The 13,823-nt window shown below is 68.2% G+C and carries 12 protein-coding genes; 2 read left to right on the top strand and 10 right to left on the bottom strand.

Features of this window, described 5'->3' with window-relative positions; all coding sequences use genetic code 11:
* Nucleotides 1-27: 27 nt before the first annotated feature.
* From TPR58_RS09975 to TPR58_RS09965, 3 genes are all read right to left on the bottom strand, one after another.
* Nucleotides 28-1,977, bottom strand: coding sequence for a RiPP maturation radical SAM C-methyltransferase (locus TPR58_RS09975; RefSeq protein ID WP_346246499.1), 1,950 nt, complete (start codon nt 1,975-1,977; stop codon nt 28-30).
* 2 nt (nt 1,978-1,979) lie between these two features.
* Entirely contained in the window at nt 1,980-2,822 is an 843-nt protein-coding gene (locus TPR58_RS09970; RefSeq protein WP_346246498.1) for a hypothetical protein, read from the bottom strand.
* 222 nt (nt 2,823-3,044) lie between these two features.
* Nucleotides 3,045-4,004, bottom strand: coding sequence for a PilZ domain-containing protein (locus TPR58_RS09965; RefSeq protein WP_346246497.1), 960 nt, complete (start codon nt 4,002-4,004; stop codon nt 3,045-3,047).
* 139 nt (nt 4,005-4,143) lie between these two features.
* Here TPR58_RS09965 and TPR58_RS09960 point away from each other — a divergent pair, with 139 nt between their 5' ends.
* Nucleotides 4,144-4,701 (top strand): DNA-3-methyladenine glycosylase I, encoded by a 558-nt coding sequence (locus TPR58_RS09960; protein WP_346246496.1) that lies wholly within the window; start codon nt 4,144-4,146, stop codon nt 4,699-4,701.
* On the opposite strand, the gene TPR58_RS09955 is transcribed toward TPR58_RS09960, so the two are convergent.
* The 7 genes from TPR58_RS09955 to TPR58_RS09925 form a co-directional block, all read right to left on the bottom strand.
* Nucleotides 4,698-6,272 carry an ABC-F family ATP-binding cassette domain-containing protein gene (locus tag TPR58_RS09955; protein WP_346246495.1) on the bottom strand — a complete coding sequence of 525 codons (1,575 nt, stop codon included), beginning with the start codon at nt 6,270-6,272 and terminating at the stop codon, nt 4,698-4,700. The two genes, TPR58_RS09960 and TPR58_RS09955, sit on opposite strands and share 4 nt — an antisense overlap.
* A 132-nt stretch (nt 6,273-6,404) precedes the next feature.
* Nucleotides 6,405-6,872: a cyclic pyranopterin monophosphate synthase MoaC gene (moaC, locus tag TPR58_RS09950; protein WP_346246494.1), complete on the bottom strand. Its 468-nt coding sequence runs from the start codon at nt 6,870-6,872 to the stop codon at nt 6,405-6,407.
* Nucleotides 6,869-7,657, bottom strand: coding sequence for an indole-3-glycerol phosphate synthase TrpC (gene trpC, locus TPR58_RS09945; RefSeq protein WP_346246493.1), 789 nt, complete (start codon nt 7,655-7,657; stop codon nt 6,869-6,871). The genes moaC and trpC overlap by 4 nt, the downstream gene beginning before the upstream one ends.
* Entirely contained in the window at nt 7,657-8,649 is a 993-nt protein-coding gene (gene trpD / locus TPR58_RS09940; protein ID WP_346246492.1) for an anthranilate phosphoribosyltransferase, read from the bottom strand. Before trpD ends, trpC begins: the two co-directional genes overlap by 1 nt.
* Before the next feature lie 69 nt (nt 8,650-8,718).
* Nucleotides 8,719-10,254, bottom strand: a complete 1,536-nt coding sequence (locus TPR58_RS09935) for a cation:proton antiporter (protein WP_346246491.1) — start codon at nt 10,252-10,254, stop codon at nt 8,719-8,721.
* Nucleotides 10,255-10,312: 58 nt separating this feature from the next.
* Nucleotides 10,313-10,897 (bottom strand): anthranilate synthase component II, encoded by a 585-nt coding sequence (locus TPR58_RS09930; RefSeq protein WP_346246490.1) that lies wholly within the window; start codon nt 10,895-10,897, stop codon nt 10,313-10,315.
* 9 nt (nt 10,898-10,906) lie between these two features.
* Entirely contained in the window at nt 10,907-11,953 is a 1,047-nt protein-coding gene (locus TPR58_RS09925) for an alpha/beta fold hydrolase (protein WP_346246489.1), read from the bottom strand.
* Nucleotides 11,954-12,237: 284 nt separating this feature from the next.
* Here TPR58_RS09925 and TPR58_RS09920 point away from each other — a divergent pair, with 284 nt between their 5' ends.
* Complete coding sequence (locus TPR58_RS09920; RefSeq protein ID WP_346246488.1) at nt 12,238-13,794, top strand: hypothetical protein; 1,557 nt, start codon at nt 12,238-12,240, stop codon at nt 13,792-13,794.
* Nucleotides 13,795-13,823: the final 29 nt, after the last annotated feature.

Genomic DNA, 13,823 nt, shown 5'->3' with positions numbered 1-13,823 from the left:
CCGGACAGCCGTGGCACAGATCCCGGATCAGGCGAAGTCGGTTTCCGCGATCGGATCCGCCTTGCGCGCGGTCCAGGCGGGAAGGGGGACTTCATGCTGCCAGCGCGTTTCCTCGGGCAGCGGCAGCGCGACCAGCCGGTCTCCCGCCTCGAAGAACAGTCCGAGCTGATCGAGCCGCTCCAGCGTCTGGCGCCCGTCCTCGCCATGGCCCGCGAACCGCGCCATCAGCCGGTCGCGCGGGATCGGCTCGCGCATCGTCTCCAGCATGGCGGCGGCGAGTCCGCCCAGCCGATAATGGCTCGGCTCGGCGCCGCGGGTATCGACGATCGCGATTCCGTCGCCGTCCTGGCGCCATGACAGGATCACTTCGCGCTGGCGCTGCAGGTCCTTCCAGCGATCCACCATCGCATCGATCCTGCGGTAGAGACGCTGGAGCTCGGGCGAATTCTCGAACGGCCGCTCGAAATAATAGCAATAGCTGGCCAGGTCGAAGCCGCTGCGCGCCAGGAAGGCGGCGCTGAAGATCATCTGATAGTCGGCGGCGGGGTGCGCCGCGGCCAGCCCGAACCGCTCCGGCTGTTCCTGCAGCGGGGCGAAGCGCGTGATTTGGACCGGCAACCGGGTCGAGGGCGGATCGAGGTGGAACAGCCGCGGCAGTGCCGCCAGCATCCGGCGATAGTCCCCCGCTTCGTCGTCGGGAAAGCCGTAGATGAGGTTGTGATGGACCAGCACCCCGGCGCCCTTGCCGAGCAGCAGGGTATGGACGTTCTGCACCGCGGCGACGCCCTTGTGCATCGTCGCCAGCACCTTGTCCGACAGCGATTCGATCCCCGGCTGGACCTCGGTGAACCCGGCCGCGGCAAGTGCCGCCATCCATTCGGGCTTCACGTTCGCCTTGATCTCGCCGGTCAGCGTGTAGCGCACCGGATGCGCCGCCAGCCGGGGCAGCAAGGTGCGGTAATAGGCCTGGGGCAGGATATAGTCGGAGAAGCGGAAGGCATGGATGTCGTGCCGCCGGGCGGTGCGGTCCAGCGCGGCGATCACGCTGTCCGGCGACCGTGCGCGATAGACCATGTCGCTGTCGGCGATTCCGCAGAACACGCAGTGGCTCTTCTGTCCCCACCAGCAGCCGCGCGAATTCTCCAGCGGCAGCCGCTCGATATCGATCGCCACCGCATGATCGGCCTCCAGCGTGCGCAGGTCGTCGAAGAAATCGTCGTAATCGGGTGCCGGCGAGCGATCGAGATCGATCAGCGGCGCGGGCTCGGTCTCGTGCAGTTCACCGTCCGCCCCGCGCATGAGCAAATTGGGAACCGATTCCAGGGGTATCTGCCCGACCGATGCCTCCGCCAGGCCCAGGATCGCGGGCTCGCCTTCGCCCATGCAGATCGCGTCGATCCAAGGAAAGGCGCGCATCACCGTCCGGGCGGTGGGAGCGCGAACGGCATAGCCGCCCAGCGCGATCATCGTGCCGGGCGCGCGCAGCCTGACGAGCCTCGCCAGCGCGACCGACGCGATCGTCTGGTCGAACATGCAGGTGAAGCCGAGCAGCGACGGTCGCTCCGCCGCGATTCGATCGGCTTCCTCGTCCAGCCAGGCGGGGATCGTCTCCTGCCGCAGGGTGATCAGTTGCTCGATCACGCCGTCCAGCCCGCCCCAGTCGTCCGCATCGATGATGCCGAAGTCGAGCAGATTGGCGGTGGCGCCGGTCAGCAGGCGGTGCTGATGCGGACTGATGTCGTGCTCGATCGTCCCGCTGAACAGGAAATCGTTCAGCGCGAACATGTTGGCCAGCGCATAATAGGTCTTGGCCTGAAGGAAGCGCAGCAGCCCGAGATTGAGGTGCGCGACCCGTGCGGAAACGCCGTGGTCGCGCAGCTTCGCCTTCAGGATCGCCAGCCCCAGGCTGGGCTCGGTCAGCGTGGTCCAGGGCATGCTCGCCAGGATCACGTGCGGGCGTGCCGGCGATCCGGCCATCGTCAGAACTTGCGGATGGCGGACAGGTCCCGGACGTTCAGCCGCGATCGGCCCGCCTCGGTCGGCACCAGCATGATCACCACGCCGATCACCACCGCGATCGCCACCGGATTGCTGACCGGGCCTGCGGGGTCGCCGATCGGATTGTTCGACACCGCGACGATCCGGTCGAGCGCCGCCTTGCTGAGCTTCACGTCCAGCTGGCGGGCGGTCTCCTCGGGACGGATCGTCCAGCTGTCGACATAGCGCCCGTCGTCCAGGACCTTGTGGAACAGCGTCAGCACTTCCTTGTCGGTCCGGTCCTTGACCTCCTTCAGCCGCGACGGGGCGATCGCGCGCAGCGCCTTGGCGGTTGCATCGCTCAGCGGAATGCCGATCGCCTTGGCCGCCGCCTGCGGATCTTCCAGCGCGGTGCTCAGGCTGGTGCCGCTGTCGCGCAGCCGGTCGCCGAAATCGATCAGGTCCGGCCGCACCTCGCCGCTCGACAGCAGGTTGCGCACCACCGCCGGCAGTTCGCGGGGGGAGGGGATCGGGATCGGCGGCTTGCCGGTGCTGCCGCAATAGAAGCCGCCATCGTCATCGTCGTAGATCAGCATCGCGTCGCTGCCGAGCGGGCCGATGTCCGCCTCGACCTGTCCGACCACCAGGTTCGCCGCCTTGGTCGCCAGGGCCTGAAGCTCGCGCCGCGTCGCCGCGTCGGCCTTGGGCGAATAGGCGTTGGTGAGCAGTGCGGTCGCCCGAAGCTGCTTGAAGATCGCCGGATCGAAGGGGGGAATCCGCCGAACGCCATTGGCCGTGATGATCAGGCCGCCGCCATCGCCGCCGCCAAACAAGATCGTTGCCATGATTACTCTCCGATGGAGAAGATGATCCCGCGATCCGGGGGACTCGACTGGCGACCTTCGAGTCGCTTTCATAATCCTGTCAGGGTGGAGTCGCAATCGATCGGGTGTAGAACCAGCGTCGGCTTCGATTTCTATTTGGCATCATCATGTCAGAAGCGCGAGGCAGGCGCTTGTCGACGTTCAGCTATCTTGGTGCATCGTCCGGGTCGTCATAGGCGTCATTCAAATGCTGCGCGCGGCAATCCGATCGAGTTCATGCTGGCGCAGGGGGACGCGGAATTCGGCGAGGTAGCGGCTCCCCCGGGCTTCGGTCACGGTGGCCGGCCAGCCGGTGGTCCCGCCCAGCAGAATCCATAACGGGGTCGCCATCGCCATCGGTGCGTCGGTCTCGAATTCGACCATCAGCGCGTTGAGGCTGCGCACGCGGATGTTCCACCAGCGCGTGCCCTGTCGCGCGGTGCCGGCGGCGTTGAGGTGCAGCGCCGTCTTGTCGGTATTCAGCCCGAAGCCCGGCTCCAGATCCTGCATGTCGGCGGGACTGGCGACGTCGATCCGCGACGGACGGTCCTGGATCTGGCGCAGCCACGGCATCAGGACCTGCCAGGCCAGTTCCGTATCGAAGGCGATGCCGGCATGACCCTGGCGGACCCAGCGAACCCGGCCCGGTACCGGGCGCAGGCCATCAAAGGCGACCTCGACCGCCTCATCCTCGAACAGCTCGAACCCGAGCTGCAGCCCGACGCCGGCCTGGGAGAGGTCGCGGGCGCGGGCGAACTGGACCCGGGCGTCGCGCCGCACCGAAACCGCTTGGTCAAGCTCGACCCGCGGCACGCTGCGCCGGTCGGCGGGCAGTCCGGCGAGATTGCGGGCGAGCGCGCCTACAATGTCGATCCGCTGGTCGAACAGGAAACCGGCCTCGCCGGCGTCCGCCCAGCCGATCGCCCCGTCGAGCAGCGGGCCGCTGTCGATGTGAAGCGCGAAACGGTCGCCGGCTGCGACCGGAGCGAGCAGTTGCAGCGTCGCACCCGCTGCGCCCAGCTTGCGAACCAGGCAATGGTGTCGCGTCTCGCCATGTACCAGCCACGCGGAATCGAGATATTCGGGCGTGGCGCGAACCGGCACGGAGGCGGGCGGCTCGGCACCCAGACAGAAGACCGTCGCCGATCGCAGTGCCACACGCATACCCGAACCCCAGAAACGCCCCGCAATTCCATGACGTTCGTCGCTGAAGAAACCCTTAAGCGCGACGCCGCGGGCTGGCCCTGTCGGATCCGGAATGCGATGATCGGTGCGCAAGAGCCGCGATGGGAGGGTAGGGCGCATGACCAGTAAACGCTGCCGCTGGGCCGAGGGCGAGGATGCGCTCTACCGCGACTATCACGACACCGAATGGGGCGTGCCGGTGCGCGACGGGCGGCAATTATGGGAAATGCTGATGCTCGAAGGCTTTCAGGCGGGCCTGTCGTGGCGCACCATCCTCCACCGGCGCGAGGGGTTTCGCCGGGCCTTTGCCGGGTTCGATCCGGCGAAGGTCGCGGCATTCGGGGCGGAGGATGTCGAGCGGCTGATGAACGATGCCGGCATCATCCGCTCGCGTGCCAAGATCGAGGCGACGATCGCGGCGGCGCGACTCTATGAGGAGATGCGCGCGGCTGGCCAGGATTTCTCCGCCTGGGTCTGGGACATGGCCGGCGGAGCGCCCCGCGTGAATCCGGGCGTCGACGTGCCTGCCTCGACGCCTGTGTCGGAGGCGATGTCCAAGGCACTGAAGAAGCGCGGGTTCAAGTTCGTCGGACCGGTAATCGTCTATGCCTGGATGCAGGCGGTCGGCATGGTCAACGACCACGCACCCGATTGCTTCCGCCGCAACGAGGTCTAGCCGGGCAGCGCCAGCCGTTCCTCGATGCCGATCGCGTCGAGGAATGCCGCGTCATGGCTCACCACCAGCAGCGCGCCGTCATAGGCGCTGAGGCCGGCCTCGACCGCCTCGATCGAGTCGAGGTCGAGATGGTTTGTCGGCTCGTCGAGGATCAGCAGCCAGGGCGGCCGCGCGCCCCCCAGCGTGCAGGCGAGGCCGGCGCGCAGCGTCTGGCCGCCGCTGAGCGTGCCGACGATCTGCAGCGCCGCATCGGCGCGAAACGCGAATCGGGCGAGCGCCGCGCGGCACGCATTCTCGCTCGCGCCGGGGTTCAGCCGGGCAAAATTGTCGCGGATCGAGAGGCTGGGGTCGAGCAGGCTGGCCTGCTGGTCGAGCATCGCCAGCCGGTCCGTGACCCGGACCGTGCCCGCGAGCGGTGTCATCTGGCCGGCAATGACGCGCAACAGGGTCGACTTGCCGCTGCCGTTCGGGCCGGTGATCGCGACGCGCCTGGGACCGATCAAGGCATAGGAAATTTCCTGCGCCAGCGGCCGATCATGGCCGATCGTCAGCCTGTCCAATTGTACGACCGTATAATTTCCCGGAAGGCCGCTCGGCGGAAGGGTGGCGGTGATCGGCTTGAGCACTTCCACCCGGGCCCGTGCGGCTTCGGCCACGTCGCGCGCGTCGCCGATCTGGCGCTCCGCAAGGCGCCGCGCATCGCCGCTGCTGGCTTCGGCGCGGTTCTTCATCGCGCCGAGCAGGATGCGCGGCTGGCCGCCCTTCGCTGCCTTGCGCTTGCCGGCACCGTCCTTGCGCGACTTGCGTTCCGCCTGGTGCTGCGCGGCGCGCGCCGCCTGGGCGAGTCGGCGCTCGGCATCGGCAAGGTCGTGCTCGACCGCCGCGAGCTCCAGCGCCCTGCGCTCGCGCCAGGCGCTCCAGCTGCCGCCATAGCGCGTCGCGCCAAGGCTGGTCAGTTCGACGATCGCGTCCATCGCCTCGAGCAGTTCGCGGTCATGGCTGACGACGATCGCCCCGGCGCGCCAGCCGGCGAGCAGTGTCAGCACCGCGTCGCGGCCGTCGCGATCGAGATTGTTGGTTGGTTCGTCGAGCAGGAGGAAGTCGGGTTCGGCGAGGATCGCGGCGGCAAGCCCGGCGCGGGTACGCTGGCCGCCCGACAAGGTGGACAGCGGGGTCGCCAGCGGTGCGTCGAGGCGCAACTGCGCCAATGCGCCCTCGATCCTGCTCTCCAGCGTCCAGTCCGCCTCGGCGAGTTCGTTCATTTCCGCGTCGCCGCGTGCTGCCCGGTCGAGCAGGTCGAGCGCGTCGCGCACCCCGAACAGGTCGGCGATGGTCTCGCCCTCGTCGGGCGCGACCGACTGGCGGAGCAGGGCGATGGTGCCGTCGACCGAGATACTGCCGGAATGCGGCAGGAGGTCGCCCGCGATCAGGCGAAGCAGGCTGGTCTTGCCGGTACCGTTGCGACCGATCAGGCCGGCGCGTTCGCGCCCGAAGCCGAGCGTCAGGTCGTCGAAGAGCCGGGTGCCGTCAGGCGTGGACCAGGCGAGATTGGAAAGCGTGATGGCAGGCATGGAGAGGAACCTTCCCGAGGGCATTGCAGAGCGGCGATGCGTTCGGGGAGAAATCCAAATTCCTGTCCTTTCGGGCTTTCGGAAGAGGGACAGATAGGCGGCGGCAGCCGCCGGATCAAGCGCGCGGCCGCGTCAGGCGGTCCAGTCGCCCGACTTTCCGCCGGTCTTGGATACCAGGCGAATGTCCTGCAGGATCATGGTCTTGTCGATCGCCTTGGCCATGTCATAGACCGTCAGCAGAGCGGTCGAGACTGCGGTCAGCGCCTCCATCTCGACGCCGGTCTTGCCATCGGTGGCGGCAGTCGCGGTGGCGGTCACGCCGGTCTCGTCTGGCACCAGGTCGATCGCCACCCGGGTCAGCGGCAGGGGGTGGCACAGCGGGATCAGCTCGGCAGTCTTCTTCGCGGCCATGATCCCGGCGACGCGCGCGACGGCGAGGACGTCGCCTTTCTTGACCAGCCCGTTCGCGATCGCCGAGGCAGCCTCGGGCGACATCGCGATGCGGCCGGTGGCGACCGCCTCGCGCTTCGTCACTGCCTTGTCGCCCACATCGACCATGTGCGCCGCCCCGCTCTCGTCGAGATGGGTCAGGCGGCTCATCCCACCAGCGCCCGCGTCGCCGCCTCGACATCGTCCTGGCGCATCAGCGCCTCGCCGATCAGGAAGCAGCGCACGTCATGTTCGGCCATCGCGTCGAGATCGGCGCGGCTGGTCAGGCCGCTTTCGGCAACGAAGGTGCAGTCGGCGGGCGCGCGGCCGACCAGTTCATAGGTCCGCTCGAACGAGACGCTGAAGTCCTTCAGGTTGCGGTTGTTCACCCCGATCAGACGCGAACGCAGCTTCAGCGCGCGATCAAGCTCCTCCGGGCCATGGACCTCGACCAGCGCATCCATGCCGAGTTCGATCGCCGTCGCCTCGATCTCGGCCATCTGCCCGTCTTCGAGCGCGGACACGATGATCAGGATCGCGTCGGCGCCGATGCTGCGCGATTCGATCACCTGCCAAGGATCGACCATGAAATCCTTGCGGATCACCGGGATCGTCACCGCGGCGCGCGCGGCGACCAGATAGTCCTCATGCCCCTGGAACCAGGGCGCATCGGTCAGCACCGACAGGCAGGCGGCACCGCCCGCCTGATAGGCGCGGGCGTGGGCGGGGGGATCGAAATCGGGACGGATCAGCCCCTTGGACGGGCTCGCCTTCTTCACCTCGGCGATCAGGCCGTAGCCGCCCGCCGCCACCTTCGCATCCAGCGCGGCGCGAAAGCCGCGCGGCGGGGTCTGGGCGAGCGCGAGTTCGCCCAGGCGCGCGACGCTGGTCGCCGCCTTGCGCGCGGCGACTTCCTCGCGCTTCTTTTCCAGGATCCGGTCCAGCATGTCACTCATCAGAAGGCGATCCAGCAGTCGAGCAGCGCATTGGCAAGCCCGTTGTCGAGAAACTCGGCGGCTTCTTCCGCGCCTTCGCGCAGATCGTCGGCGCGCCCGGCGACCATCAGCGCGGCGGCGGCATTCAGGATCACCGCGTCGCGGTACGCGCCATGTTCGCCCTGCAGCAGGCGACGCAGCGCCAGCGCATTTTCCTCGGGGCTGCCGCCGCGGATCGCGCTCAGCGGATGGCGCGCCAGGCCGGCATCCTCGGGCACGATGCGTGTCGGCAGGCGGGCCGATCCGACATTGACCGCGACGCTGGCGACCTCGGTCGACAGCTCGTCCAGCCCTTCCTCGCCCGAGATCACCGCCGCGGCCTGGGTTCCGAGCTGCTCCAGCGCCTCGGCATAGATGGGGGCATAGTCGGGCCGGGCGATGCCGATCAGCTGGCGGGTGACATGCGCGGGATTGGCGAGGGGACCCATCAGGTTGAAGATCGTCCGCCGCGCGATGCGCCGCCGGATCGGCCCCAGCCGGGCGAGCGCGGGATGATGGTGCTGCGCGAACAGAAAGGCGATGCCGATATCGTTCAGGCTCTCCTCGGCACGCGACGCGGCGCGGTCGAGGTTCAGGCCCAGCGCCTCCAGCGTGTCGGCGGCGCCCGACTTGCTCGATGCCGCGCGGTTGCCGTGCTTGGCGACGGGCACGCCGGCGGCTGCCACCACCAGGCTGACCGCGGTCGAGACGTTCAGCGTGTGATGGCCGTCGCCGCCGGTGCCGCACACGTCGATCGCGCCTTCGGGGGCGCTGACCGGCACGACCCGCGCGCGCAACGCCCGGGCGGCCTCGGCGATCTCGATGCTGGTCTCGCCGCGCTCCGCCAGCGCGATCAGGAAGGTTTCGATCTCGGCCTCGGGCACATGGCCATCGAGCATGTCGGCGAACGCCTGGGCCGCGCTCTGGCGGGCCAGCGGGGTGCTGGGATCGGGCAAAAGGGCAAAGCTGGTCACGCGGCAGCTATTCCGTCGGTGCGGGGCGAAGTCGAGAAAGAAATCATCGTGCCTGCGGCGGGCGGACGATCAGCCTTCCTCGATCAATCGGCGACCATCGGGACCGATCGCCAGTTCGCGCCAGTCAATCTCTTCCTGCAGGCGGAGATAGTCGGACGCACCGATGGCATCGGTCTCGCGCAGCTCGTCGAGGCGGCGGCGCTGGGCGGCGACCGTTGCCAGCTTGAGCCTCTGGCGATGCTCGAAATCCTCGGCGTCGCCCTCCAGCGCGCCGCGATCGATCCGAAGCTGGTGCCGCGTGTCCGCAGCGCGGGCGCTGTCGTCGCCCTCGATCGCCTCGATCGCGGCATCGATCAGCGCCAGCCGAGCGGCCTGCTCCTCGCGCTCGCCCGCCCCGCCGTCGTTCAGGCGCAGCAGGCGGATCAGCGGCGACAGGGTCAGCCCCTGAAAGACCAGGGTCGCGAGTACGACGGCGAATGCGGACAGGACGATCAGGTCGCGCTGCGGGAAGTCGGCGGGAAGGGCGAAGGCGGTGGCGAGCGTCACCAGCCCGCGCATGCCGCACCACCCTACCGCAACGCCCTGGGCAAGCGATGCGGGCGGGATGTCACCCCTCAGTCCGGTGAAGCGCGCGCTCAGGCGATTATAGGCCAATACCCAGACGATGCGGGTGACGATGACGCCGAGCACGACCAGCCCGGCAAAGCCCAGCGCCTCCTCGATCCCGCGCGGGTCCATCTGGCTGAGGATCTGGCGGACCTGCATGCCCATCAGCAGGAAGGCGAGGATATTGAGCAGGAACACCGCCGCGCTCCACACCGCGAAGGACTGGACGCGGCTGCGCGCATCCGAGGTGACCTCCGGGCTGGCGGCGATCGTCATCGCCATCGCGACGACGCACAGGACGGCCGACAGCTCCAGCCGCTCGGCGATGATCCACAAGGCGAAGGTGCTGGCGAATTCCAGCAGATTCCCGCCCAGCGAACCGCGCGTATAGGGGACGATGCGGCGCATCAGCCAGGCACCGGCGATGCCGAGCAGGATGCCGCCGGGCACCGCCAGGCCGAGCCTGAGCCCGACCGACGAGTCGACTGCGCCATGATCCTGGATCGCCACGGCCGCGCCGAACAGGAGCAGCGCGGACGCGTCGTTGAGCAGGCTTTCGCCGGTCAGCACCTCGACCGTGCGCCTTGGCAGCTTTGCCGATTGCAGCACGCTGGTCGCCGCTGCCGCATCGGGCGGCGCGACGATCGCGCCCAGCGCGACGGCGGCGGCGATCGGCAGGCCGGCAAATGCCCAGCCGATCCAGGCGACGACAGCGGTCGTCAGGAGCACCGCGAGGACCGCCAGCGCGAATAATTGCCGCCACAGCTTGCGGATCGCGGCGAGGGGAAAGTCGAACGCCGCATCGACCAGCACCGGTGCGATGAACAGGGCGAGGACCGTGTGCGGCTCGAGCGCGATTGCCGGGGTGCCCGGCACCATCGCCACGATCACCCCGGCGGCGGCCAGCAAGGTGGGATAGGGGATGCGCAGCCGCCGCGACACCTGGAGCAGCAATACCGCCACCAGCAGCAGCGCGATCAGGCTTTCGAAAAAGGTCATGCGCGCACCCCTTGTCCCTGCGTCCCCGTTCGACGCGCCGACCCGGTGTCCCTGAAAATCAGGCCAGTGCGCGTGCCTCAATGCCGGAAAGGCTCAGAAAGTTCGCAAGCATCGCATGGCCATGTTCGGTCGCGATGCTCTCGGGGTGGAACTGGACCCCGTGGATCGGCAGTTCGCGGTGGCGAACGCCCATGACCGATCCGTCGCCGGCGGTCGCGTTGACGACCAGATCCTCGGGAATCTCGGTCACGATCAGCGAATGATAGCGCGTCGCGGTGAAGGGCGAGGGCAAGCCCTGGAACAGGCCGGTCCCGTCATGCTCGACCGGGCTGGTCTTGCCGTGCATCAGTCCGCCGCGCACGACCTTGCCGCCGAAATGCTGGCCGATCGACTGATGGCCCAGGCACACGCCCAGCAGCGGCTTGCGCTGGTCGGCGCAGGCGGCGACCAGGTCGAGGCTGATCCCGGCCTCGTTCGGGGTGCAGGGGCCCGGCGAGATCAGGAAGGCCTGGGCATTGCTGGCGATCGCCTCCTGGGCGGTCAGCGCATCGTTGCGCACCACCTTCACCTCGGCGCCCAGCTCCATCAGATAATGGACCAGGTTCCAGGTGAAGCTGTCGTAATTGTCGATGACGAGGATCATGGCACCGCTTTAGGGCGTCGCGAGAAGCTGTGCGAGATCGTTTTTCCAGAAGCGCGCCCAGGTGTGGGTGCCATGCCCCTTGGTCTCGGTGGTCGCCGGCAGCAGGATATAGCGGGCACGGGGCATCCGCTTCACCTCGCGCTCGGCAATGCCCAGTTCGGGCGGGTTGATGAAATCGTCCGCCGAATTGATCCACAGCACCGGCACGGTGATCCGCTCGAGCTGCGCCGACGGATCATAGTTGCGCGAGGAATCGTAGAAATAAAGTGCGTCGTTGGCGTCCCCGCCGCGGCCACGAACGGCAAAGGCCTCGTCCAGCGCCTTGTCCGCCGCTTCGCGCGTCGGGAAGTTCGCCTGGAGCGCCACGACATTGCCGCCGGCGATCACCGACAGGGCGGCGGCGGTACGCAGTCCGGCGATCGGCTGCGTCGTGTAGTTGCCGTCGTTCCAAAGCGGGTCGGCGCGGATCGCGTCGATGATCATCTTGCGCCACATCCGGTTGCGCCCGGCGATCGCCACGGGCTGACAGGCGAAGGGCGCAAGCCTCTTGGCGAAGCCGGGATGCGCTTCGCCCCACATGAAAGCGTGCATGCATCCCATCGAGGTGCCGAGGATCAGCTGAAGCTCGCTCACGCCCAACCCGTCGATGAGCAGCCGGCGCTGCGCCTCGACCATGTCGGTATAGTCATAGCGCGGAAACTTCATGCGCAGCCCGTCGCTGGGGCGCGACGAGCCGCCATGGCCCAGATTGTCGGGCAGGATCACATAGTAGCGGGTGATGTCGAGCGGCTGGCCGGGGCCGTAGAGTTCGTCGGCGAACTGTGGCACCAGGAACTGCTTGCCTGTGCCGCCGGTGCCATGAAGCACCATGACCGCATTGTCGATGCGGCCCTTGCCATCGCGGTGGGGGGTGCCGAGCGTCGTATAATGGATCCGGACTTCGGGAAGCGTCTCGCCGCTGGCGAAGCGAAAGTCCCGGATGACGTGATCGCCCTCGCTTATGGGCCAGTCGGCGGCCGCCGCGGGGAACGCGGTCAGGACGAGCGTCAACAGCATCAGGAATCGAATCATCGGAGGAGCGTAGGTCGTGCGCTCCTTCCGCACAAATGGCGCATCGCGCCCAAGTAATCGCGCGAGATGCGGCGACTTGTTTCAGTCCTGGCTGATTTTGCTCTCAAGCTTCCGGAGTCCGTTCAATAAAAACGTTATGACTGCGAAACATAAAAAGGTTCCGTCGTGACGTTTCCGCAACAGCCGCTTCGACTCGTCTGTTGATTCAGGCGATTCGTCGAGAGCGGCCGGAGCCGAAGACGAGTTCCATTCATTTAACTTGCGACATGATGAAGCAACTTGCCCCCACTCGCCCCCGTGCCGCGCTGTTGATCGGCGCCGCGCTCCTCGCAACCCCGGCCTTCGCCCAAGATGCGTCCGCGCCGCAGCAAAGTGTTGCTCCGCCCCCGGTGACCAGCACTGCGCCTGCGACCACGCCCGCACCTGCGCCCGCCCAACCCGCGCCGACGATCACGTTCGCGCCGAACACGCCGCAGGTCCAGCAGGCGCCGGCCACGCCGGAGCCCGAGGCTCGCCCGGCAGCGCGTGCCGAAAGCCAGCCGGCACGTACGCGTACCACGACCTCGACGCGTACTGCCGCTCCAACGCGCTCGCGCGCGGCAGCCGCACCTGCAGCGGCGGCACCTGTCGCCGAAGCTCCTGCGAGCCCTTCGACCCAGTCGGCGGCATCGCAGGCCCCGGCCGCTGACGCGGCGGCACCCGCAGCGCCCGGCGCCGCCGGCGCAGCGCCGACCGTCCCCGAGCCGGTGACTCAGGGCGATCCCAGCCAGTCGCAGGTCGATACGACGACCACGACCCAGCAGAGCGAAGCAAGCAACGAGGGTTCGCTGCTTCCCTGGATCCTCGGCGGCGCAGCGGTGCTGGCCGGTCTGATCGCGCTGATGTTCTTCCGTCGCCGTCGCACCGAGGACGAGGTCTATTATGAGGAGCCCGTCGTCGTCGACGAGCCTGTCCTGGCGCGTGAGCCCGTCGTGGTTCGCGAGCCGGTTGCTGCCCGTGACCCGATCGTCGCACGCGAGCCGGTGGTGGCACGCGAGCCGGTCGTCGCGCCGAGCGTGGACGGCGATCCCGAGCTGATCCGGATGCGCCAGGAGCGGGAGGCTGCGCTGGCTGCGGCCGCCGCAGCGCCGATCGCCGCCCATGCGTCGACCCCGACGGCGGCCGGTGACCCGGAACTGATCCGCATGCGCGAGGAGCGTGAGCGTGCCCGTCCGGTCGGCGGCGATCCCGAACTGATCCGTATGCGCGAAGAACGCGAGCGGGCGATGCGTGCCAATGCCGCAGCCGCCGAAGAGGTCGAGGTGGTGAAGGCCGAATCGGACGATGTTGCCGGCCTGACCGCTGCGGCGCCGGTGTCGAAGCGCCCGTGGCTGGAATTCGGGATGCGTCCGGTTCGTGCCGGCACGAGCGCCGACGAAGCGCTTGTCGATATCGAGCTGACCGTCGCCAATGCCGGCGACATCGATGCCCGCGACGTCCGCATCTCGACCTTCCTGCTGTCGGAAGCCGAGGCAAGCGAGATGGAAGGTCTGCTGATCGATCGCGACTCTGCGGCGGTGCCGCCGGTCACGATCCCGGCCGGTGAGGGCAAGCGTGTCGACGCCACCCTGACGCTGCGCAAGGATGGCCTGCCCGAGGCATTCAACCCGGTCGTGGTCGCCGATGCCCGCTATCGCCTGCCCGACGGCAGCGAGGGTCGCACCTCGGCCAGCTTCCGCGTCGGCCTGTGGAACGACAGCGACGCGCTGGAGCCGATCGCCACCAGCGGTTCGGAAATGCATGCCAATGTCGCAGCGGAACTGCACGGCACGCCCGAACACGCCTGATCCGCACCGATCGTCACGCGGGACCCGCC

The sequence above is a fragment of the Sphingomonas rustica genome (assembly GCF_039652585.1).
GTDB lineage: Bacteria > Pseudomonadota > Alphaproteobacteria > Sphingomonadales > Sphingomonadaceae > Sphingomonas > Sphingomonas rustica.
Note: the sequence above shows the minus strand (reverse complement) of the source record. Positions and strands in the feature narration are given on the sequence as shown.